This is a genomic window from Calditrichota bacterium (genome assembly GCA_013151735.1).
Taxonomy (GTDB): Bacteria; Zhuqueibacterota; JdFR-76; order JdFR-76; family BMS3Abin05; genus BMS3Abin05.
This window is the reverse complement of the sequence record JAADHR010000106.1, coordinates 1-22,739: the sequence shown is the minus strand read 5'-3', so window position 1 is coordinate 22,739 and position 22,739 is coordinate 1. Positions and strand designations below refer to the sequence as shown.

At 48.4% G+C, this 22,739-nt stretch carries 19 protein-coding genes; 1 reads left to right on the top strand and 18 read right to left on the bottom strand.

Annotation, left to right across the window (positions count from 1 at the left end; all coding sequences use genetic code 11):
• Positions 1-1,515: NAD(P)H-hydrate dehydratase (locus GXO76_07330; GenBank protein ID NOY77663.1), on the bottom strand; the 1,515-nt coding region annotated here is incomplete at its 3' end.
• A gap of 148 nt (positions 1,516-1,663) precedes the next feature.
• Complete coding sequence (gene acpS, locus GXO76_07325) at positions 1,664-2,059, bottom strand: holo-[acyl-carrier-protein] synthase (GenBank protein ID NOY77662.1); 396 nt, start codon at positions 2,057-2,059, stop codon at positions 1,664-1,666.
• A 121-nt stretch (positions 2,060-2,180) separates the two neighbouring features.
• Here acpS and GXO76_07320 point away from each other — a divergent pair, with 121 nt between their 5' ends.
• A complete protein-coding gene (locus GXO76_07320; GenBank protein ID NOY77661.1) occupies positions 2,181-2,750 on the top strand; it encodes a sigma-70 family RNA polymerase sigma factor in 570 nt (189 codons plus the stop codon).
• Between the two features lie 83 nt (positions 2,751-2,833).
• On the opposite strand, the gene GXO76_07315 is transcribed toward GXO76_07320, so the two are convergent.
• The 16 genes from GXO76_07315 to GXO76_07240 all read right to left on the bottom strand — a co-directional run.
• A complete protein-coding gene (locus tag GXO76_07315) occupies positions 2,834-5,440 on the bottom strand; it encodes a hypothetical protein (protein NOY77660.1) in 2,607 nt (868 codons plus the stop codon).
• Positions 5,441-5,449: 9 nt separating this feature from the next.
• Positions 5,450-6,406: an ROK family protein gene (locus GXO76_07310; protein NOY77659.1), complete on the bottom strand. Its 957-nt coding sequence runs from the start codon at positions 6,404-6,406 to the stop codon at positions 5,450-5,452.
• 108 nt (positions 6,407-6,514) lie between these two features.
• On the bottom strand, positions 6,515-7,864 hold the full coding sequence (locus tag GXO76_07305; protein NOY77658.1) for a replication-associated recombination protein A: 1,350 nt from the start codon (positions 7,862-7,864) through the stop codon (positions 6,515-6,517).
• A 182-nt stretch (positions 7,865-8,046) separates the two neighbouring features.
• Positions 8,047-8,865 (bottom strand): MBL fold metallo-hydrolase, encoded by an 819-nt coding sequence (locus GXO76_07300; GenBank protein NOY77657.1) that lies wholly within the window; start codon positions 8,863-8,865, stop codon positions 8,047-8,049.
• Positions 8,862-9,545, bottom strand: coding sequence for an MtnX-like HAD-IB family phosphatase (locus GXO76_07295; protein NOY77656.1), 684 nt, complete (start codon positions 9,543-9,545; stop codon positions 8,862-8,864). The genes GXO76_07300 and GXO76_07295 overlap by 4 nt, the downstream gene beginning before the upstream one ends.
• 162 nt (positions 9,546-9,707) lie before the next feature.
• Positions 9,708-12,410, bottom strand: a complete 2,703-nt coding sequence (locus tag GXO76_07290) for a pyruvate, phosphate dikinase (GenBank protein NOY77655.1) — start codon at positions 12,408-12,410, stop codon at positions 9,708-9,710.
• 85 nt (positions 12,411-12,495) lie between these two features.
• Positions 12,496-13,299, bottom strand: a complete 804-nt coding sequence (locus GXO76_07285) for a sulfite exporter TauE/SafE family protein (GenBank protein ID NOY77654.1) — start codon at positions 13,297-13,299, stop codon at positions 12,496-12,498.
• On the bottom strand, positions 13,296-14,984 hold the full coding sequence (locus GXO76_07280; protein ID NOY77653.1) for a S41 family peptidase: 1,689 nt from the start codon (positions 14,982-14,984) through the stop codon (positions 13,296-13,298). Before GXO76_07280 ends, GXO76_07285 begins: the two co-directional genes overlap by 4 nt.
• 63 nt (positions 14,985-15,047) lie before the next feature.
• A complete protein-coding gene (locus tag GXO76_07275) occupies positions 15,048-15,674 on the bottom strand; it encodes a dTMP kinase (protein ID NOY77652.1) in 627 nt (208 codons plus the stop codon).
• 10 nt (positions 15,675-15,684) lie between these two features.
• Positions 15,685-17,037, bottom strand: a complete 1,353-nt coding sequence (locus tag GXO76_07270) for an MATE family efflux transporter (GenBank protein NOY77651.1) — start codon at positions 17,035-17,037, stop codon at positions 15,685-15,687.
• A 118-nt stretch (positions 17,038-17,155) separates the two neighbouring features.
• The gene (locus tag GXO76_07265; protein ID NOY77650.1) at positions 17,156-18,520 is read right to left on the bottom strand and encodes an inositol-3-phosphate synthase; all 1,365 of its coding nucleotides are present in this window, start codon (positions 18,518-18,520) and stop codon (positions 17,156-17,158) included.
• On the bottom strand, positions 18,483-18,845 hold the full coding sequence (locus GXO76_07260; protein NOY77649.1) for an aspartate 1-decarboxylase: 363 nt from the start codon (positions 18,843-18,845) through the stop codon (positions 18,483-18,485). Before GXO76_07260 ends, GXO76_07265 begins: the two co-directional genes overlap by 38 nt.
• A gap of 17 nt (positions 18,846-18,862) precedes the next feature.
• Positions 18,863-19,492: a CDP-alcohol phosphatidyltransferase family protein gene (locus GXO76_07255; protein NOY77648.1), complete on the bottom strand. Its 630-nt coding sequence runs from the start codon at positions 19,490-19,492 to the stop codon at positions 18,863-18,865.
• A 2-nt stretch (positions 19,493-19,494) separates the two neighbouring features.
• A complete protein-coding gene (rsmI, locus tag GXO76_07250; protein NOY77647.1) occupies positions 19,495-20,199 on the bottom strand; it encodes a 16S rRNA (cytidine(1402)-2'-O)-methyltransferase in 705 nt (234 codons plus the stop codon).
• Between the two features lie 24 nt (positions 20,200-20,223).
• Positions 20,224-21,546, bottom strand: a complete 1,323-nt coding sequence (locus GXO76_07245; protein ID NOY77646.1) for an L-lysine 6-transaminase — start codon at positions 21,544-21,546, stop codon at positions 20,224-20,226.
• A gap of 68 nt (positions 21,547-21,614) precedes the next feature.
• Positions 21,615-22,739 (bottom strand): aldehyde dehydrogenase family protein (locus GXO76_07240; protein NOY77645.1); only part of this gene is annotated, 1,125 nt, incomplete at its 5' end.

Here is a 22,739-nt window from a genome sequence, read left to right as displayed (position 1 = left end):
CGGAACGTGATTTAAAATGTCCCCGGCAATCATTCCCCGTTGGCCCAATTTTTTCCGGGCCAGATCACCGGCCATTCCGTGAACAAAGGCGCCTGCAATCGCGGCGTGTGTGCCGGTAAGGCCCTGGGCCAAAAACCCGGCAATGAGTCCGGTGAGCACATCGCCTGAGCCCGCAGTGGCCATCCCGGCGTTTCCGGTCGGGTTAAAATAGAGTGTTCCCGAGGGATCGGCAATCAACGTGGGGGCTCCCTTGAGTAAGAGGGTACAATTGAGTTTGGACGCCCATTCTTTGAGAAGGGCGATACGATTTGTTAAAATATCCTTTTGTGGAACACCAATTAACCGTGAAAGTTCCCCGACGTGCGGTGTAAACACAAGGTCAGCCGGATAATTCCGGATAAGATCGACCTGCCCGGCCAGATTGTTAATGCCGTCGGCATCAATCACAATGGGTTGATTTGCCTTTCCCAAAAGAGCCCGCACAAAGGTTTGGGTTTCGGGGTGGGTCGAAAGACCCGGCCCTAAGGCCAAAACGTGACTCCACTGCAGCCAGCGATCGATCTGCTCAATCGCCCGGGAATGAATGCTTCCGTCCTCCGTTTCGGGCAGGGGTGCCGTCATAACCTCTGTTACCTTTTCTTCAAGGACGGGATTAAACCGCTCAGGAATGGCAAGCACGGCCATACCGGCACCACTCCTCAGTGCACTTAAAGAGGCCATTGTGGCGGCCCCGGTGAGTCCCGTCGACCCGGCAATCAGGAGCACCTTTCCGAACGTATTCTTGTAGCCATCCGGAGGGCGTTCGGGAAGAAGAGAAACAATATCTTCGGGCGTCACCAGAAATTTTTGCGTGTTTACCTTTTCAAGGAGAAAAGGAGGCGCATTTAAATCGGCAACCCGGAGTTTGTTCTGATGCGAACGGGCAGGATAAAAGAGCTGACCGGTTTTAATGGCGCCCATGGTTACGGTGAAGGTGGCGCGTACCGCGGTGCCGGCCACGTCGCCGGTTTCGCAATTAACCCCGGAGGGCGTATCAACGGCCACAATAGGAACGGATTGTGCATTCATCCACTCGATGAGCGCTCGGTACAATCCGGTTACCTCGCCGCGAATGCCGGTTCCCAGAAGGGCATCCACAATTAAATCGGGTGCAACAGCCGGTTTTAAATCATCCATTGTGCGGATGTCGTGAACGGGAAGACGAAGGCGCTCGGCAATTTGGCGATTGACGGCCGCTTCTCCCTTGAAGTCGCTTAATGGGGCCGTTGAAAAAAACTCAACCCTGGCTCCCATCCGGCTCAAGTGCCGTCCCACCACAAAACCATCGCCCCCGTTGTTGCCTTTTCCACAAATGATACACACCTGTTTGTGTGTAAGATCACCAAGCTCACGGCGAATAGCCTGGGCTGTTTTCAGTCCCGCATTTTCCATGAGCAAGATAGCCGGAATATTCAATTCCGTTGTGGATAATTGGTCCACTGTGCGCATTTCCTGAACACTTACCACGGGTTCCATGGTTTGACCTCTCCGTTTTAAAAAGATTTCGTGGTGGTCTGGCCACCAAAACTCAAAGACCCAAAGTTCCTATTTTAAATTTCGTGCTGCCCTTTTGTCCCCATCACAAATCCGATCCTAGATTCTTGCCGTTTGGAAATACGTAAAATCAGAAATTAAATGGCTTCTTTGTTTCCAAAATAACCAAAGCAATGGCAAACTCGTTTTCGTGTGAAAGACTAAGGTGGCAATCAAACCCGTTCATTTCCTGCTGTAAAGGGTCGGAAAACCTGAAAACGGGAACGCCTTCCCGGGTGTGTTCCACCCAGACCTCCTTCCAGTTCAGGGGTCTGGCATTTCCGGCGGCGGTCAACGCCTTTTTAAAGGCTTCCTTTGCAGCAAAGCGGGCCGCGAAGGATTGGGAAACAGCCTGACCGGTTTTGGCGGTGCAATAGGCGATTTCCGCGTCAGAGAAGATCTTCTGCAAAAAATGAGACTGCCATCGCTGAGAAATGGTGTGCATGCGTTTCACCGAAACAATGTCCACGCCGATACCGGCAATCATCTGAAATGCGCCTCTTTATTAAAATGAACCAGGAAAAGCCTTTCTAATTATACACAAAAATAGAATTTAATTCAAGAAATTTTAACTTGATTCTTTTTGGAATATCCGTTACTTTAAAATCATGAATGAGTCGGATCGACAATTGATTCAGTTGGCCGTTGAGGGTAATCAAAAAGCCTACGAGGAACTTCTCAGAAAATACCACGGCATCATTTACCATCTCATTTACAAAATGGTGGGGAATCGGGAGGAGACCGAGGATTTGGTGCAGGAAACGTTCCTGAAGGCATTTAATTCGTTGCGTTCTTTTAAGGAAGAATTTGCTTTTTCCACCTGGTTGTACAAAATAGCAACGAATCACACCATTGACCTCCTTCGGAAACGAAAACTTCAAATGTATTCGCTGGATGAACCCGTCAAAACAAAAGAGGGGGAAGTCAGCCGGGAATACCCGGATGAAAAGTTCAGCCCCGAAAAGACCTTGTTAACGCATGAATCGACGGAGATTATCCTGAGAGCCATTCAGTCGCTCCCGGAGAAGTACCGGACGATCATCACTCTGAGGCACCGTGAAGATAAATCCTACGAAGAAATCGGCGCAATTCTGCATGTGCCCATTGGCACGGTGAAAGCGCGTTTATTTCGGGCCCGTGAGCTTTTAAAAAAGGAATTGAAAAAATACGGGCTGTAGATTCAAAGAACCCAACCGGAAACACCTGAAACAATCGGGTCTTTGCGAAGCGTTACCACTCACTCTGTACAGTGTCCCACTTTTTACCAGCCCTGAAATCCTCCAAAATAACCGGTACGCCCGGTGCGCTTTTCCAGTTTCAGCTCTTTCAGGAGGGGTGATTTGATGTTAATTCTCAGATAAAAATGTTTGTAGGGGCCGGTGGGGTACCACACGATCCGGGCTTCCCAGCAGTGTAAATCGCGGTAAATAACAATATTCTGGGAAACAATCTTTTGTTCTTTCATGTCGAAACGAGCCGTGTAATTGATTTTCCACTTTTTGGTCAGTTGAAAGGAGGAATTTACATTGAGCCAGAAGGTTTTCCGCGGACGGATGGGGTTGTATTTGCTGATGTTGTAGGTCAGCGAAAAGTTAGCCGACCACGGTAAATTGGGACCGCTGAAGCCGTCACTCCCTGAAAAGCGGTTGAGCGGAGAAAGGGGCGTGACCTGATTTTGAGGCGTTTCGGCGGTGTCCGCCTCGGCTTTGGTTTTTTTTCGTGTCTGAAACATGCGGCTGTTGACGCGGAAGGAAAGGCTGCTGTTTAGATTCACCAGCCGCACGGGCGACCAGGGCCTTTCAGACGCCAACCAGGAATTGACGGTTCGGCCCGTCACCGGATTGAATTGGTAGGGACTAAATCCGGCGCTCACGAGCACGCTGGTGTTTCGACTGGGCCGGGAGCGAAACGACGAAACAATCGAGGATAAACGAAGCGAGTCGGCCCTAAAATTGTACCCGCTCGACAGGTTCAGTGTGAACAGATCAATTTTCTTAACCTTTTCCTCAGTTCCGGTCTTCATCTGGAAGATATTGTAAACCGAAAAATTAGCGGTTTCACTCCCGCCCCGGCTGGTTCCGCCGAAGAGAATATTCCCGAATCGATCAAAATGATAGACCTGACCGGTTGTGTCAACCACAGTTTCATAGTAGCCGTAGCGGGGGTTGGAGAAATCCGGGCGGAAGCTGAAGGAGAGGGAGGGAGTCATCACGTGGCGAAGGGCCCTGATCCCAAATTTATTGGGAAAAAATGTCCCGTAAAGTTTGGTGTTGGCGGAGAAGCTGGTGGAGAAGGTTCTGCGGGCGGCGAATTTTTTAACATCCCGGCTTTCGATTTGATTGGTCTGAGGATTCAAACTATACTCCTGCACGTGATCGGCCCAAACCTCCTGGTAGGAAAGGTTTTGGCTGGTGGAAATCCAGTGAAAAACCTTTTGCGTGCTGTTGACGGAAATCTGGTGCTGGACGCCGAATTGTTCGCGAACAGTGCGGGTTGTATCGTTCGGTTCACTGATGTAACGCCGATTGAGAAACTGAGAGTTGTACGAGAGATAAATCGCATCGTACCAGTGGCGTTTGGGAGGGGTGGATTTCCGCCGTACCGGACGCACTTCCTGGGGTGTTCTTCGAAAAAACTCACGTATGGGCCGTCGCCCCGCCCGGAAGAAAATCTGGGGTAAAATATCGGTCGTCGTTCCCGAATCCAGATTTTGCGTGCGGGAAACATTGACACTCACGCTGGTTCCGGACCCCCTCCAGTATTTTGAAAAGGTGGCATTGGAACGAATTTCCCGATTGAGCCGCTGACTTAAACTGGAGCTGAAATCCCGGTAGTAACTCTTGTCACTGACAAACAGGCCCGACGCATGCAGACTCATAGTCGGGTCAAAGGTTTGATTGTGAGAAAGAGATAAATCCCAGCGGCGCTGTTTCCCGGAGGAATACGTTTTTCGGACCAACGAAGCCGACACGTGTCCCCGCAGGAGATATCGCAGGGCGTAATTTATATTTCCGTGGAAAAGAAATCCCGTTTTTTCGAAATAATCCATTGAAAAGACCGTGTCCCAGTATTGACTGGCGGCCCAGTAGTAACCGATGTCACGCAGGTAACGGCCTTCGACCGCGCTCTCGCCGTAGCGGGGAATCAGAAATCCCGAATGCCGGCCGGATTTGTTGGGAAACATACCGAAGGGCAGGGCCGCAACGGGAATGTGCCGAATATACATAATAATTGGCTTAGCAATCACCTTATCGTTAAAAATAAGCTTCATTCGGGTGCTGTAAAAATGGTAATGGGGATTCTTGGGAAGATTACAGGTGGTAAACGTTCCCCCTTTCACAAAATAGGTGTTGCTGGAGACGCGCTTAATGATTTCACCCGTGTAAAACCCATCTTCAAAAGCCGTTCGGCCGCGGATAACACGGCCCTTCTGAGTATCAAAATTGTAGGTCATTTTGAAACCGGACATTTTTTGTGATCCGTCCGTAAAAACCGGCAGTTCTTTAAATCCGGGAACCAGAAGCGTATCCGCCGGATTCTTGGCGGAAGCCACTTTTTGGGTATCGGGTAAACCGGTGGCGGTCAACAGGTTTTTGTCCCAGTCAATTGTGATCAGACCCGCGGTCAGGGTCATCTTTCCATAGGTTACCTGGGCATGGCCAATGAGGCGTGTGAGCTTTTTTTGAGCATCGCTCACAATTTCATCCGCCTCGTAGGCAACGGTGGTGTCCAGTTCCGTGGAATGGGATTGGGTTTGGGTGGAATCGTTGGGGGATGACCGGGTTTGTGCCTGCACTGGAATCACCAGAAGAAGGAGAAAAAGAAGAGACTGTGCAAAAAGGCGAGTCATTTGTGCAGGCACACGCATCTGTACAAACTAGTTATTTTCAAAAGCCAATTGAGCCGCACCGATAACACCGGAGCGGTCGGCCATTTGAGCACCCGCAACATGGACCAGAGAACCCGGAAGCGGGAGGGCCAATTCTTTTATTTTTTGGCGAATCGGCTGGAAAAGGATCTCACCGGCATTGGAAATTCCTCCGGCAATGACGATGAGTTCCAGATTTAAAAGATTCACAACGGAAGTAAGAGCAACACCCAGCAATTCTCCGGTTTCGCGAAGGATTTCCCGTGATAAGGCGTCTCCTTCTTGGGCCAATTCATTAATCAATTTGGGCGTAACGTTTTCCGGGTTTTTGGCGTAATCGGCCAATGAAGAGGTGGGGTATTCCCGGATCTTGCGAATGGCTCGTTCCACAATGTATTGAGCGCCCACGTAACGTTCGATGCAGCCGTAATTTCCGCAGTTGCAGGGCGGTCCCTGGAAATTAATGGTCATGTGTCCGAATTCTCCGGCAGCGCCAACGGCACCGTGGTAGAGCTTTCCGTTCAAAATAAGTCCTCCCCCTACGCCGGTCCCAAGCGTAATGCAGAGGAAATGGTTGAACCCCTTTCCGGCCCCGTGAGCCTTTTCGGCGAGGGCCGCCACATTGGCATCATTTTCAACCATTACGGGAAGGTTGAATTTTCCCTGAATGCGGTCGCGTACAGGTTCTTCTTTCCAGCCCGGGAGATTGGGGGGATAGGAAACGATTCCCTTTTTGAAAAAAACCGTTCCGGGAACACCGATTCCGATTCCGCAAACAGACATCTCCCCGGCCTCTTTTAACAGGGTTGAGATGCCCTTTTCAATTTGGGTGAGAATGAAATCAGGCCCCTTTTCGGCGCGGGTGTCCTTTCGGATTTCAAACAGAATCTCTCCGTTTTCAGAAACCAGTCCCATTTTCAAATTTGTTCCGCCCAGATCAACGCCAATAGCCACTCGCGTACTCATGTATAAAGAACCTCCTTTGGTCGGTTAGACGTGAACGTCTTTCTTTTTAAGCAAAAACAGCTTAGCAAATTGCAGATTGTTCATCACCCCCAAATCGGCTCTGGCGGGTTACGATTTCCCTTTTCTTTCTGCCCGTTTTTTCCAGAGTCGGTTTAGTCGTTCCCTGATTTTTGCCTCGTAACCCAGGGTTGTGGGGTCGTAGTAAATAATATCCTTTTTATCGTCAGGTAAATAGGTTTGCTCAATAAAATGTTCCGGAAAATCGTGCGGGTACCGGTACCCCTTTGCGTAATCCAAATTTTTCATCAGAGCCGTTGGCGCATTCCGGAGGTGCAGCGGCACGGGCTCAATGGGTGACTGTTTGATGTCCTGAAGGGCCTTTTCGATGGCCAGATAGGCGGCATTGCTTTTGGGCGCCGATGCCAGATAGGTGGCCACCTGAGCCAGAATGATGCGTCCCTCCGGCATCCCAATAACAGTGATAGCCTGAAATCCGGCCGTCGCAAGAACAAGCGCCTGAGGGTCGGCATTTCCCACGTCCTCGGAGGCCAAAATGACCATTCTGCGGGCAATAAATTTGGGGTCTTCCCCGGCATCAATCATGCGGGCCATCCAGTAAAGAGCGGCATCCGGATCCGATCCGCGAAGGCTCTTGATGAAGGCAGAAATGACGTCGTAATGGTAATCGGCCTTCTTGTCGTAAAAAAGCGCCCGGCTCTGAAATGCCTGTTCCACGTGCTGGTTGGTAATGATGACCGTTTGTTCGGATGAGGATTTTTGTGCCAGCTTAAAAGCAATCTCCAGAGCACTCAAGGCAATGCGGGCATCCCCCGACGAAAGCCGAATCAAGCTCGACTTGGCGTTGTTTTCAAATTGAATGGGAACCTCTCGCAGAATCAAATCCTTTTGGATCGCACGGTCAAGAATGGTCTCAATATCCTCAGGGGAAAGGGGCTCCAGTTTGAACACACGGCATCTTGAGAGAAGCGGAGAATTGATTTCAAACGACGGGTTTTCTGTCGTGGCGCCAATCAAGTAGATCGTACCATCCTCCACGTGATGCAAGAGGGCGTCCTGCTGAGCCTTGTTAAACCGGTGAATTTCGTCAATAAACAGGATGGTGCGCCGGCCGTTGAGACGGAGATTTTTTTTGGCGCGTTCAATGGCTTTTCGCACATCCGCCACGCCCGCGGTAACGGCACTGAGGGCAATAAAATCCGATTTTGTCTGATGGGCAATCAGGCGCGCCAGCGTGGTTTTCCCGACTCCGGGCGGCCCCCAGAAAATCATGGACATCAGGTCGTCCCGCATAATGGCCTCGCGCAAGAGTTTTCCGGGGCCGAGAATATGCTCCTGCCCCACAAACTCGTCGAGGGTTTGGGGGCGCATACGGTCGGGTAGCGGGCGGAATTTATCCGCTCTCTTTTGAGCGGGTGCTTCTTTTGAAAAAAGATCCATAACCTTTGGCCATCCTTCTGTAATACCTTAAAACTCTAAAATTTAAGCTAATTTCCAGTGAAAATCAAGCTATAAAAGCACATCGGCCAAACCAACCGGCACCTGATCTTCGGATCGGCTTATTGAGTGCGGACAAAGCCGTCATAAACACGTGAAAAGGCTGAACGTGTTCGGGAGCAACGCTACCTGGGGGAGGCGAAATTTTTAATAAAGGAACGAATGAGGCTGTCGGAGGAATAGTCACCAAAGGAAATGCGGGTTAAAAGAGGGGTTTTGGGAAAGAGGAGGGTGCGAATCTCTTTGACGGATTTTCCTTCTGCGTAAAGAGACAGAACCCTATTTTTCAGATGCTCAAAATACCGCAATTTTTTGTCCAATTCTTCCTGAGGATTAAGGATGGGATTGCCGCTTCCTGGGAAAATAACCCGCGGATTTAAGGCCTTCAGCACCTTCAGGGAATCCATGATGTTTTTGATGTCACTGTCGTGGCGGATAACCGTTTCCTTGCCCCGGATAAAAATGTCACCCGTAAAGGCCCACCCGTTTTCGGGATTAAACAGTGTAATATCCGCGAAGGAGTGTCCCGGCGTGTAAATAACGCGGAATGAAAGGTGCCGGGCGGTTATGGTGGCGCCGATAGGCTGGGGATGGCTGGGTTTGGGGACTTTTCCCCAGGTCAGGCGCCGGTAGAGCTGTTCGTGGAGAAGAACCGGATTTTCAATAACAGGGATGGCCAATGAAAAGGCATAAATGGGGAGCCGGAATTTTTTTTGGAGTGCGGCGTTATTGCCAATGTGATCCTCGTGATGGTGGGTATTGACGATGAGACGCACCCCAGAAAGCGGCAGGGTGCCAAGGAGTTCCTTTTCCAGAATGGCCGGGCCCGTGTCAATCAGAAGACCGTCAACGAGATAGCTGGCGGTAAAATAGAGGGGACGGCCCAAAATCGAGCGGGCCATTCGTGCGATGGTTATCTGTTCAAATGTTTTAATCTGTATCATTGGAGCGGCACGGTCACGCGATGATTTTCTTTTTTAAGCGCATGTAACGCGTGTTGTACGTCACGAAAATTTCTGTAACGAATATAATCATAGTGATTTTGTTGGCAATAATCGATGAGTTCGTCTTTGGCAAAAATAATGTCTGCTTCTTTGACGCCACAGCGATCGGACAAACCATCTCCAACGTACACAAGCAGACTTTTTCCGTCTCTGGCATTCCGAAGATGATACCCTTTGCAATTGGCACACACACCGCAGGTGTGTTCCCAGTAAGGAAATTCCGGCCGAATATGAACCGAATCGATAAAAACCATTTTATTGGATCGAACGGGAATCCAGTCCAGAGCCTCCCGCCGAAGAATTTCCTGAATGTAGCGATCCATTCCGTCGCTGAGAATCTCGATAGGGTACTCTTGTGTCCGGCAATATTCGGCAAATTCCCGAAATGTGGGATCGATGGGATTTCGCTCACAAAAAGCGTTCAGATCCTGCTGGGAGAGAGTGGTTACGGCACATTCACGCTCCAGACACTCTCTGGAAGAAATCTTGCCCTCTTTCCATTCCTCAACAGCGGTTTCCCACTCCTTTGTGGCAAAGGTTCCAAAGAGTTCATTGCCCACATCGTTGACGGCAACTGTTCCGTCAAAATCACAGAAAATTTTAAATTTTGTTTGATTCATTACCGAGTCGGTTCTGCAAAGATTTTGGCCCACGAATTTCTCGAATTTTCACGACTTGATTTTATTGAAATTAAATTCGTGTTAGTCGTGGTTATTGACGTGACTTCAATAAAACGCCCGGCTCAGAATAGAAGAGCCGGGCCAGTTATTTGATTCAGTTGTTTATGATTGGTGTTTGAGTTTTGCCTGAGCCGCAGCCAGCCGGGCAATGGGGACACGATACGGCGAACAGCTCACGTAATTCAATTCCAGCTCATCACAGAGCTCAATGGATGCCGGATCGCCCCCATGTTCGCCGCAAATTCCGACCTTCAATTCCGGACGTGTTTTTCGGCCCTTTTGGACGCCGATGCCCATAAGCTGTCCCACGCCGTTTCGGTCGATGCTCTGGAAGGGATCGACCTTGTAGAAGCCGCGCTCCACGTAAAGCGGAAGGAATTTGCCGGCATCGTCGCGGCTGACGCCCAGCGTCATCTGGGTCAGGTCGTTTGTGCCGAAAGAGAAAAATTCGGCTGTTTCCGCAATTTCATCGGCAGTCAGTGCCGCGCGGGGAACCTCGATCATGGTACCCACCTTGTATTCGATGTCTATTTTTTCCTCTTTTTGGACCTCTTCGGCCACACGGCGGATAATGGCTTCCTGATCATCCAATTCCGCTTTGTGACCCACCAGAGGAACCATAACTTCCGGAAGGACCTTTACGCCCTTTTTAATCAGGTTAGCGGCGGCCGTAAAAATAGCCCGTGCCTGCATCTCTGTAATTTCAGGATGAACAATTCCCAGACGGCACCCGCGGTGTCCCAGCATGGGGTTGGCTTCTTTTAGTTGTTTTCCCTTTGTTTTGAGTTCGTCAACGGGAATGCCGATGCGCTTTGAGAGATCTTCATATTCTTCATCGGTATGCGGCAAGAATTCGTGCAGAGGCGGATCAAGCAAACGCACCGTTACCGGCAAGCCTTCCATTTCCTTGAAAATACCTTCAAAATCACTTTGCTGCATGGGACGGATTTTGTCCAGGGCCTTTTTTCGGCCTTCAATGTCCGATGCAAAGATCATTTCACGCACGGCCAGAATCCGATCGCCTTCGAAAAACATGTGTTCCGTGCGGCACAAACCAATTCCTTCCGCACCGAATTTACGGGCAACCCAGGAATCGTGTGGCGTGTCAGAGTTGGTGCGGACACCCAGCCGGCGAATGTCATCGGCCCAGGACATCAGTTTTTCATAGTACCGGTACAGAGGCGCTTCGTCGGCCTTGATTTGTCCCAATACAACGGCCGTAATTTCGGACGGGCTTGTTGGTACATTGCCCACGTAAATTTCCCCGACGCTTCCGTCAATGGAAATCTCATCGCCTTCTTTTAGGGTAATTCCGTTGGAAATGACAACATGTTTGTCGTAATCCACTTCAATGTTTTCGGCACCCACAATGCAGGGTTTGCCGATACCGCGCGCAACAACCGCTGCGTGAGAGGTGGCTCCGCCGCGGGAGGTAAGAATTCCCCGGGCAGCAACCATTCCGTGGAAATCATCCGGAGAGGTTTCCGTTCGGACCAAAATAACCGGCTTGCCTTCTTTAGCCCATTCCACCGCCCTATCCGGATCGAGGGCAATTAATCCGCTGGCCGCGCCGGGAGAGGCATTAATGCCCTTTCCGAAGAACTTCTTTTCGGCCTTTGGATCAAAACGCTCGTGAAGAAGCTGATCCAATTGGGCCGGTTCAACGCGCATCACGGCTTCTTCTTTGGTGATCAGGCCTTCTTCCACCATATCAACTGCGATTCGAATGGCGGCCATGGCCGTACGCTTTCCGTTGCGTGTTTGAAGCATCCAGAGTTTGCCCTTTTGGATGGTAAACTCCATATCCTGCATGTCACGGTAGTGTTTTTCCAGTTTTTTGTAGATGGTTTCCAGCTCTTTGTAAACCTCGGGCATTTCTTCTTCAAGTGTGATTTGATCAGCACTGGTGCGTCCGGCTTTATTAATAGGTTGTGGAGTTCGGATTCCGGCCACAACGTCTTCCCCCTGAGCGTTTTTCAGGAATTCACCGAAGAATCGTTTTTCCCCGGTTGCGGGGTCACGGGTAAACGCAACGCCGGTTGCCGAATCTTCGCCCATGTTGCCAAAAACCATGGTGACGACATTGACGGCGGTTCCCCAATCATCGGGAATTTTGTTGACACGGCGGTAATCGATGGCGCGCTTGGTGTTCCAGGATCGGAAAACGGCCATAATAGCGTCGGTTAATTGTTCCCACGGATCCTGTGGAAATTCCTTCCCGGTTTGTTCCTTGAAAATCTTCTTGAAACGTTCCACAACGTCTTTCAGATCGTCGGCTGTCAGATCCGTATCGTAAGCCGCGCCTACCTCTTCTTTCTTTTTCTGAAGTTCTTTTTCAAAGTGTTCGGCAGCCACCCCGTAAACAACATTGCCGAACATTTGAATAAACCGCCGGTAGGAATCGTAGGCAAATCGGGGATTATTCGTTTCCTTAGCCAGGCCTTTTACAGACTGGTCGTTCAGACCGAGATTGAGCACAGTATCCATCATTCCGGGCATGGATACCCGGGCTCCCGAACGAACGGAAACCAACAATGGCTTTTCGGCATCGCCAAATTTGCGATTCATATCCTTCTCGATTTTTGCCATGTTTTCTTTGACTTGCTCCATTAAGCCGTCTGGCAATCTATTGTTGGATTTAAAATATTCGATGCAGGCTTCCGTTGATATGGTGAATCCGGGAGGAACCGGGATGCCGATACGGCTCATTTCCGCAAGATTAGCGCCCTTTCCACCCAACAGATTCCTCATTTCCGCACCGCCCTCCGTACCCTGAGGGCCGAAATAATACACGTATTTTTTCATGTTGCAGCCTCCTGATTAAAGATTTTGTTTACTATTTAACAACTGTTCTTTTGCGGTTTGTATAAAGATCCCGGTAATTGTTTGATTATTTCAGAAAAGCTAATTTAATAAAAATAGCAACCAGGAACAACCCAAAAAGTGTTCTGAGTAATTTGGGCGGCAAAACCGTATTCAGATAACCTCCCAATTGAGAAAAAACCAACGAGCCTGTTAAAATAGGCAGGGTCGCCAGAATGTCGACATACCCGATTGATCCATACGGCCGCCCGGGAACGCCCAATCCGTTGGTTAGGTAGCCGATGGATCCTGACAGGGCCGTAAAAATAATAATGGCACTGGAGGTACCGGCCGTTTTTTTAACCGGCACGTGCAGGAAAAGGATCATGGCCGGGACAAAAAACACGCCGCCGCCAATGCCGCCCAGTGCCGCGAAAAATCCTGCAATAAAACCAATGGGAATCGTCTTTTTCCAGGAAAGGCTTAATGTACCGCCTTTCGTTTCTCCAAACCCCACAAAAATCTGTATGGCCAAAATAATCAAAATAAAGGCCAGAATTCGTTTTAGGATTTGTCCCGGCATAATTGTCGCCATATACGAACCGATATAGGCGCCAACAGTGGCCGAAACGGCAATATGCAGAACAACGTTCCACAGCACATTTCCCTGTCGCTGATGCCAGCGAACGCCAAAAATCGAGTTAAACATGGCGCAAAAATGGCTGGTTCCAAAAGCCAGTCTTGCCGCAACGTCAATGGGAATTCCCTTGGATTGAAAAAAGAACAATAAAAACGGGCCTAAAATGACCCCGCCTCCCACACCAAAAAAACCTGCCAGGAGACCGGCAACGCTGCCGACCAGAAAGAGAGGCAGAAGATGTTCAACAATCACTTTGCCAGTCCCAGTTTCACTTTGTAGGCCTGGGGATTTTTCAAAATGTCAATTGCCGCCTTAACCGTTTTGTCATCATCAAGAGAAGCGCGAATTTCGGCCTTACTGCCCTTTAACTTGGCAATAATTTCCAGTTTGAGCATCCGTTTGATAAATTTTTTACTGCGGCTGAATTCCAGATATTTTTGGTGATCCAAGAATGTCTTTAAATCTTCTACTCCCTCCAGAAAAGGCTTGCCGTATTTGCGTTTTTTCGCCGTTTTTTCAAGGGAATTCAAAGCGCTTTGACCTTCAATCTGGAAAGAGAATTTGTTTTTATTCAAATATTTACGGAACGATTGGAGAACAGCGTTATCGATAATGATAGGCTTTGACGTGTCCTGGATCGCAGAAGCATAATGAACCGCAAAGTTAAAGAACATGGACTTCCGGATGAGCTCCCATTCGAAATTGGAAAGCGGCGGATTCTTAACAACGATATCGGGTTCAATACCGCCCCCGCCGTACACCACGCGGCCGTGTTTGGTGTGGTACACTTTCTTTTTCGTAGAATCACCGGACGTGGAATCCGATTTGACAAAAACATCCGCAGAATTCCTAAACGTGTGTTTATCGTTATTAATGCAGCGTCCGCTGGGAATGTAGTATTTTGCCGTGGTGATTTTTACCGATTGCGTTTTGCTTAACGGAACGACGGTTTGTACCAGTCCCTTTCCAAATGTTCGCGTCCCCACAACCACTCCCCGGTCCATGTCCTGAATGGCCCCGGTGACGATTTCGGAAGCGGAGGCAGAATTACCGTTCACCAGAACGGCAAGCGGAAGTTTGGGAGCAACGGGATCATTTTCAGCCCGAAATTCCTGATTGGAATTGGGAACACGCCCCTTTGTAGACACAATCAACGTCCCTTTGGGGAGAAAATCGTTGGCCACATCTACAGCCGCGGGCAGCAATCCACCGGGATTGGAACGGAGGTCCAGAATGACAGATGTCATTCCCCGGGACTTCAGATTTTCAATAGCGTTTGCAACCTCTTTGCCCACATTTTTGGAGAATCGTCTCAGCTTAATATAACCGACCCCGTCCTGAATCATTCCGGCATAACTCAAATCATGCACACTGATGATGGCCCGAATCAGATGAAATTCGATGGGCTTCGGAACTCCTGACCGGCGAACCTTAATAATGACACTGGTTCCGGGTCGCCCGCGCAAGCGGGAGGCGGTTTGGGAAATCTTTTCGCCCTTTGTGGATTTGCCGTCCACTTCGATAATCTGATCTCCCTCCCGAATGCCGGCTTTCAGAGCAGGCGTTCCGTCAAAAGGGGGTTCAACAACAGTGGGCCAGCCATCCCGGATGCTGATGGTCATTCCCACGCCCCCGTACTTTCCCCGTGTCATAATGGACATCTCTTCATTCTGATCCCGTTCCAGAAGAACTGTGTAGGGATCAAGTGCGTCTAAAAGCCGATTGATTCCCACGTGCATGAATTTGTCGGGGTCAATCTCCTCTACGTATTTAAGGGTTACTTCTTTATAAATGCGTACAAATAGCGTGAGATTTTTTTGTACATCCAAATAGTAATCGGGAGTGGCAGGAGACCCCATGTTGGCCATCCAACCGCCAAGCGTAATCATTAAAACGGTCAGGACAACCACCCAAATGCCTTGTTTTTTCCACTTCATTTGAACCTCCAAACGTGTTAAGAAAGGTACACCTATTAAAACTAAAAGAAGATATAAAAAATTCTAAATCGCAAGTTTTTTCTTTAGTTCTGCCCAAATTTTTTCTTGAATTTCCTCTGGCGGGCGCGACGCATCCAGTACAACAAAGCGCTCTTTTTCCGTTTGGGCTATCTCCAGATACCCCTTGCGCACCCGCGTGTAGAATTCAAGCCTTTCCGATTCCAGCCGGTCCAATTCTCTCTTCTTGCTTTTTCGTTTAAAAGCGGCACCAGGGTCCATATCCAGCAAAAAGGTAATATCCGGCTGCAACGAGCCGATGGCCAGAGCGTGCGCTTTTTGAACCATTTGCAATGGAATGTTCCGCCCATACCCCTGATAAGCGGTTGAGGAATCGGCAAAACGGTCGCAAATGACCGTTTTACCTGCCGCCAAATCGGGCAGGATTTTTTCCCGAACCAGTTGAGCGCGGGCTGCCGAATAGAGCAGCAGCTCGGTGATCGGGTGCATTTCCGCGTGTGAGGTATCCAGCAAGATCTGCCGGATTCTTTCGGAAATCGCCGTGCCGCCGGGTTCGCGAAAAAATTCAACCCTGTAGCCAAGGGCTTCTAACCGGTGGACCAGTTTTTTTACCTGAAGCGATTTTCCGGAAAAATCAATGCCTTCAAATGTAATGAGATAACCTGTTTTCACTACACCCTTCTTAAATTTTGATAAATTTCCAGCTTCCTCCCTTGAAACGGGAATAGTTTAGTGTGAGACGTATCGATTCATCCATTCCCTGTACCAACCATAACCCCATGAGTGAGAGATGAAAGGGAAACGCGAAAACATAGGTCATTCCCGTTTCCATAATGATGGAACTGCCAATGGCCCAGTACATGAGCCATTTCAGGTCGCCTGCCCCCCGCAGGTTTCCGCTGACAACCCCGTTAATGGCTTTTGGAATTTGAACCAAAGCAAAAATGATCATGACTTTTCCACCAATTTTCAAGACCTCTGGTTCCCCTGTGAAAAGAGCGATCAGGGGTTTATCGAAAATCAAAAGTGAAGCCACAATAAGTACGACAAAAACAGAAACCACATAGCCGGCAACGTGCCCGGTTTCTTCAGCCCGGGCATGTTCCTTGGCACCGAGATTCTGGCCCACAAGGGTCATGGCGCCGAGACTGAATCCCATGTACACCATTGACAAAATGGCCTGAATTCTCATAAAAACCTGGTGGGCGGCAAGGTAATAAATTCCCAAAATTGCGGCGTAGCTCGTAATCACCATCTGACCATACGCCCAAAATAATTGTTCAATCGTGGTTGGGACACCAGCGGAAAATAATCGTTTAAAGCTTTTGTAATTGGGGGTTGTAAGTTCCCGAAATGAAAGAAAAAGAATCGATTTTCGGGTTCGAAGCACAAAGAGGGTGGAGAAAAAGCCCACCGTATGCGCAAAACCTGCGGCAAGGGCGGCTCCTTTCACCTCAAGCCGTGGAAAGCCAAAGAGCCCGAAAATCAGAAGAGGGGCAAGAATGAGATTGATGGTGTTAATCACCAAATTAATAATCATGGTTACGCGGGTATCTCCGGCGGCCCGCATGATTCCCATGGCTACAAAGTTTGTTAAAATAAGGGGGGAAAAAAGAGCGATGATGCGCAAGTACCGGATACCCGATTGTTGCGCAACGCGTTCCTTTTCCCGAATGATTGTAAAGAGGGTTGTTGCCCCAAAATACCAGATGATAGCCACGAAAATGGCCATGGCAATCCCGATCATCAGGGCCTGCCCGAAAATGTGATTGGCTTCCCAGTTTTCGCCCGCCCCGAGATGACGGTTGATAATAATGGAACTTCCCACAATAAAGGTGAGGAAAATAGTAAAGAAAAGAATAATTACCTGGATGGCCATTCCAACACCGGCAAAAGCAGCAGCTGAGAGGTGACCGATTAGAATAGCCTCGATCGTCCACATGACTGTTTGCGACGACAGGTCAATAACAGCCGGAAGCGAGGTTTTCAGGATGTCCCTGAGCGGAGAGTGTTTTCTCTTCAAAATAGCGGCCATTTTGTTTGTATCTATATTAAACCAATCCCCCATTGTATACGGGGGATTGGTTTAAACGATTTACTTTAGTTGTCGATTTAGAAATAAACTCTATTTTTGACTGTGCCAAAACCGGCCATCATTCTTCATAATAATCAAGACCCAAATGGGTGATCTGTTCTTCACCCATGAGATAACGAAGGGTGTTTTTCAATTTCATCGATTGAATAAACAGATCATGTTCCGGATACAAACCGGGTTTGGTAATGGGGCTCTTGAAATAGAAAGAGAGCCATTCCTGAATACCCTTCATTCCGGCGCGCTGGGCCAAATCGGTAAAAAGGACTAAATCAAGAACAATGGGCGCGGCCAAAATACTGTCGCGGCACAGAAAATCAATCTTGATTTGCATGGGATAACCCAGCCATCCGAAGATATCGATATTGTCCCAGCCCTCTTTATTGTCCCCGCGAGGCGGGTAATAATTGATTCGGACCTTGTGATAATAATCTTTGTAGAGCTCGGGATAAAGATCGGGTTGCAGAATATAATCCAGCACAGAGAGCTTGCTTTCTTCTTTGGTCTTAAAGGATTCGGGATCGTCCAGAACTTCTCCGTCGCGGTTGCCCAGGATATTTGTTGAAAACCACCCGGAAAGTCCCAGTAATCGGGCTTTCAGCCCGGGAGCAATGATGGTTTTCATCAGTGTTTGGCCGGTTTTGTAATCTTTTCCGGCAATCGGGACGTTGTTTTCATTGGCCAGCTGCATAAGCGCCGGAATGTCCGTTGTAAGATTGGGGGCTCCGTTAATAAAGGGAATACCCATTTTGAGTGCGGCATAGGCGTAAATCATGCTGGGTGCAATGGCCACGTGATTTTCTTTTAATCCCTTTTCGAAACTGTCCAGATCGTTGTGAATCGATTGAGGCGAAATAAATATTTCTGTGCTTCCGCACCAATCGATAACGACTCGGTCCAGATTGTTTTTTTCTTTGAAATTGGCGATATCTTCCATCAGCATCTGGGCGTAATCCCACTTGGTTTCGGCCTTCTTTATGTAGGTGCCGTGGAGTTTTTTTACGTAATTCTGATCAAAAACGGCTTTCATCGGTTTAATGGCTTCCAGTTCCGGTTTAATCTGGTCCAAAAGGTCCTTATCCAAAACACCGGCATTAAGAGCCGCCTGGTAGACATTGTCCTCAAAAATATCCCAGCCGCCAAAGACCAGATCGCTGATATCGGCAAGCGGAACAAAATCCTTGATTTTTGGGACGCGGTTGTCTGTTCGTTTTCCGAGGCGAATTGTGCCCATTTGTGTTAACGACCCGAATGGTTGTCCCAGGCCTTTTCGAATCGCGAGTACGCCAGCAATAAATGTTGTTCCAACAGCACCCATTCCGGGTAACAAAACTCCCATTTTCCCCCGGGGTTCCTTAATGTCTTTTTTCAAGGTGTTTCTCCTTTCTTTAATCGGACGTCTTTGAAATAATGCGATTGTTTTCATCCACCAAGACAACGGTCGGATGAAAATATTTTGCCTCGTCTTCGGTCATAATGGCATAAGAAATAATAATCAGATAATCGCCCACCTGAGCCATGCGGGCAATTGCACCGTTTAATCCGATCTTTCCGGATCCGCGAGGGCCCTCAATAATATATGTTTCTGCCCGCTGACCGGTGTTGATGTTTAACACCTGAACTTTTTCGTTGGGCAGCAAATGAGCCGCATCCATGAGCTCCCGATCAATCGTAATACTTCCTTCATAATTCAGATCGACCTCGTTAACAACGGCCCGATGAATTTTTGATTTATACATATGGTACAGCATTTTTGTCACCCGCTTTTTTAATCAATTTGATCAAGGTTGTTAATTTTTTCATCCTTTTTGCCATTTTCCTGGGCCCACACGTAGTAAATGCGCTGGATTGCAGTGATATTTGCAAAAATCGCCACAAAAACAATGCCTGCAATAAAGACGTACAGGTGAATCAAGGATGTGATTCCAAGAGTCACAATGCGTTCCGGGCGCTGCATGATGCCGACTTTGCAGGAAAATCCCAATCCCTCGGCCCGGGCGCGGACGTAACTGACCATGATGGAACCGCCAAGAGCAATAAAAGCCGCCACGGAAGCCAACATATGATTGGAAACAATAAAATAATAGGCGATGCCAAAAAACACAATGACCTCAGAGTAGCGGTCGAGAGTAGAATCGTAGAGGGCACCAAATTTCGTTACCTGTCCGGTGGCTCTGGCAATACGGCCGTCGAAAATATCGAAAATTCCTGCGAACAGCAGCAAAGCGCCCCCTGCCCGGAGGGAACCCGCGCCGAAAAAATAGGCCGCAAACAAACTGACAATAAACCCAATGGTTGTGAATGTGTTCGGGTTAATTTGCGCCTTAATAAAAATGTCAATGATGGGTTGAATAATCTTTACAAATCCATCCTTAACCCAATCAGGAAGGATGACCAATTTTAGTTTTTTCTTTTCAGCATGTTCCAAGAGTTGATTCCTTCTTTCGTGAAATTTGCATTTCCTTCGATTATAAGTACGAGCTCCCCTTTTAATTTTTTTTCAGACAATTGCATGATAACCTGAGACAGCTTCCCGCGAATAAATTCCTCAAATAGTTTGGTTAACTCACGGGCAATCACGATATGACGATCTCCGAAATATTTTAGAATATCGTCCAATGTTCGTTGAATCCGATGGGGGGATTCGTATAGAACGATGGTGCGTTCGTCTTGCGCCAATTGCATCAACCGCGTTTTTCTCCCCTTTTTGAGGGGCAAAAATCCCTCAAATACGAAACGCCGTGTCGGAAGCCCGGATGCAATCAATCCGGCAATAAATGCCGTTGGTCCGGGAACCGGAACAAGTGTCACCCCGGCCTGAATGGCGCGGGTGACCAGATAGTATGCCGGGTCAGAAATACCCGGCGTTCCCGCATCGGTGACCAATGCAAGGGATTTCCCCTGCGATAAAAAATCGAGCAGCTCAGGCGTCTTTTTTACCTGATTGTACGAATAAAAACTGATCGTCGGCGTCGATATTTTATAGTGGCTTAAAAGAAAATTTGTTTTACGGGTATCCTCAGCCGCAATCAGGTCTGCTTCTTTCAAAATGCGTAACGCCCGGAGCGTGATGTCTTCCAGGTTGCCAATGGGCGTACTGACCAGGTAGAGAATACCCGTATCCATAAATTAGAGCGATTTCATAACCGACCGAAGCACTGAAAAGCCTTGATCGATTTCATTTTTTTGAATGGTCAAAGGCGGCCGGAAACGAATGGAATCGTGACCGCTTTTCAGAACAATAACTTTATTTTCATGCGCCTGAGTAAAAACCCGGTCCCGAATCGCTTCGTTGGGGAGGGTGAATGCCGCAAAAAGCCCCTTTGCCCGAACATTACTGATTAATTCAGGAAATTCATCCTCAAGAGCCTGCATGCGTTCGAAAAAATAGGCGCCCATTTTTGCCGCATGATCAACCAGGTTGTCTTCGGCAATAATTTCAAAATAGCGCTGAGAACGAACCATATCCGTCAGATTTCCGCCCCACGTTGAATTAATCCGACTGGATTCTTTGAAGACATTGTTTTCAACTTCATCAATGCGATCGGTAACCAAGATCCCGCAGACCTGCGTTTTCTTGCCGAATACCAGAATGTCTGGTTGAACGCCAAAATGTTCGTGAGCCCACATTTTCCCGGTGAGTCCAACACCCGTTTGAACCTCGTCAAAAATCAGGAGAATGTCGTTCTCATCAGCAAGGGTGCGCAGCTGTTTAAAAAACTCCGGTCGGAAATGATTGTCTCCGCCTTCGCCTTGAATGGGTTCAATAATAATAGCCGCAATATCGTCGGGGTTGTTTTCGATGGCCTCATTAATTTGCCGAATGCTCTCATCCTCGGCAGCCTTTACCTCCTCCAGGCGCTCAAGTGTTAAGGGAAACGTGATTTTGGGATTCAAAACCCTTGGCCAGTTAAATTTGGCGAAATATTGGGTTTTTCGCGGGTCAGCGGTGTTGGTCAAAGAAAGTGTGTATCCGCTTCTGCCATGAAAAGCCTCCATAAAATGAATGACCTGATGCCCCTTCTCCTCTGTATAGCCCTTGGCAAAATTCTTTCGAACCTTCCAATCAAAGGCTGCCTTCAGGGCATTCTCCACGGCCAGAGCACCGCCGTCAATAAAAAACACATATTTAAAGTAATCCGGAACGGCAATCTGAAAGAAGGTTTCTACAAATTCTGCCATCTCAACCGTGTAAAAATCAGAATTCGAAGGCTTTTGAATAGAGGCTCGTACCAGCTTCTGTTTAAATTCTTCCGTTGTCATTTTAGGATGATTAAACCCTAACGGATTGGTTGCAAAAAAACTGAAAAAGTCCAGATATTCCGATCCGTCCCTGGCATCCACCATGTAACTGCCATGACTTTTTTCCAAATCTATTACAATGTCGAAACCATCGACTAACATGTATTTGCTGAGTACACTCAGGACATCGTCCGGTTTTACATGTATCATTCCAACTCCTTTCTCTGTGTCAGTCCCTTTAACTCATTGTGTTGATTTTTCAAGAAAATTGTGTGTGATCACCGGTTGTCTATCTGAGCACGCTGCAATTTTCCGCTAAAATCAACGTAAATGGTTTTTACTTCTGAAAAGAAATCATACACTGCCCAGCCGCCTTCGCGGTGGCCATTGCCTGTCTCTTTTACCCCGCCAAACGGCATATGGCATTCGGCACCGATTGTCGGCCCGTTGATATAGGTGATACCTGCCTGGATGTCGCGCATGGCCTTGTATGCCAGATTGATGTCTTGGGTATAAATTGAAGATGAGAGTCCGTAAACCACGCCGTTTATAACGCGTATGGCCTCGTCAAAATCCTTTACCTTGATGACCGAAAGAACCGGGCCAAATATCTCTTCCTGCGCAATTCTCATCTCAGGTTTGACATCCACAAAGATAGTCGGCTTGTAGAAGAAACCCTTTTTGAGATCACCTTCTTCGGCGTATTCACCGCCCAGCAGCAGGGTTGCGCCCTCTTTTTTGCCAATTTCCACATATCCGTGAATTTTTTCCCGGGCCGCAGCATTAATCACGGGTCCCACATCCACGGATTCATCCAGGCCGTTTCCGAGCTTCAGCTTGGATGCACTCTCAACAAGCCTGTCAATGAATGTGTTGTAAACTTTTTCGTGCACGATAAGCCGGCTGGTGGCCGTACATCTTTGACCGGTTGTTCCAAAAGCCCCCCACAAAACACCTTCAAGAGCCAGGGTTAGATCGGCATCATCCATCACGATTTGTGCATTCTTACCGCCCAATTCGAGAGAAACGCGTTTCAAATCTTTACCCGCTTTCTGGGAGATAATTTTGCCGACGGCAGACGAACCGGTAAATGAAATCAGGTCGATATCCGGATGTTCAACAATTGGGATGCCGACTCCATTACCTGTTCCGTGGACCAGGTTAATGGCCTGTGGCGGGACGCCGGCATCCAGGAAAATTTCAACCAATTTGGTGGCCGTTGCCGGGGTATCACTGGCAGGTTTAAAGACGACCGTGTTGCCAGTGAGAAGGGCCGGAAAAATTTTCCATGTAGGAATAGCCATTGGGAAATTCCAGGGTGAAATAACCCCTGCCACGCCAATCGGAATACGCATGGTCATATTAAATTTATTGGGTAATTCGGAGGGAACGGTATGCCCGAA

Bases quoted from the DNA above. Each gene is read 5' to 3' on its own strand.
- GXO76_07315 (NOY77660.1), bottom strand. From the start codon at position 5,440: ATGCGTGTGCCTGCACAAATGACTCGCCTTTTTGCACAGTCTCTTCTT.
- acpS (NOY77662.1), bottom strand. From the start codon at position 2,059: ATGATTGCCGGTATCGGCGTGGACATTGTTTCGGTGAAACGCATGCAC.
- GXO76_07320 (NOY77661.1), top strand. From the start codon at position 2,181: ATGAATGAGTCGGATCGACAATTGATTCAGTTGGCCGTTGAGGGTAAT.
- GXO76_07280 (NOY77653.1), bottom strand. From the start codon at position 14,984: ATGAAGTGGAAAAAACAAGGCATTTGGGTGGTTGTCCTGACCGTTTTA.
- GXO76_07310 (NOY77659.1), bottom strand. From the start codon at position 6,406: ATGAGTACGCGAGTGGCTATTGGCGTTGATCTGGGCGGAACAAATTTG.
- GXO76_07265 (NOY77650.1), bottom strand. From the start codon at position 18,520: ATGAAAACAATCGCATTATTTCAAAGACGTCCGATTAAAGAAAGGAGA.
- GXO76_07290 (NOY77655.1), bottom strand. From the start codon at position 12,410: ATGAAAAAATACGTGTATTATTTCGGCCCTCAGGGTACGGAGGGCGGT.
- GXO76_07305 (NOY77658.1), bottom strand. From the start codon at position 7,864: ATGGATCTTTTTTCAAAAGAAGCACCCGCTCAAAAGAGAGCGGATAAA.
- GXO76_07300 (NOY77657.1), bottom strand. From the start codon at position 8,865: ATGATACAGATTAAAACATTTGAACAGATAACCATCGCACGAATGGCC.
- GXO76_07270 (NOY77651.1), bottom strand. From the start codon at position 17,037: ATGGCCGCTATTTTGAAGAGAAAACACTCTCCGCTCAGGGACATCCTG.
- GXO76_07245 (NOY77646.1), bottom strand. From the start codon at position 21,546: ATGATACATGTAAAACCGGACGATGTCCTGAGTGTACTCAGCAAATAC.
- GXO76_07295 (NOY77656.1), bottom strand. From the start codon at position 9,545: ATGAATCAAACAAAATTTAAAATTTTCTGTGATTTTGACGGAACAGTT.
- GXO76_07260 (NOY77649.1), bottom strand. From the start codon at position 18,845: ATGCTGTACCATATGTATAAATCAAAAATTCATCGGGCCGTTGTTAAC.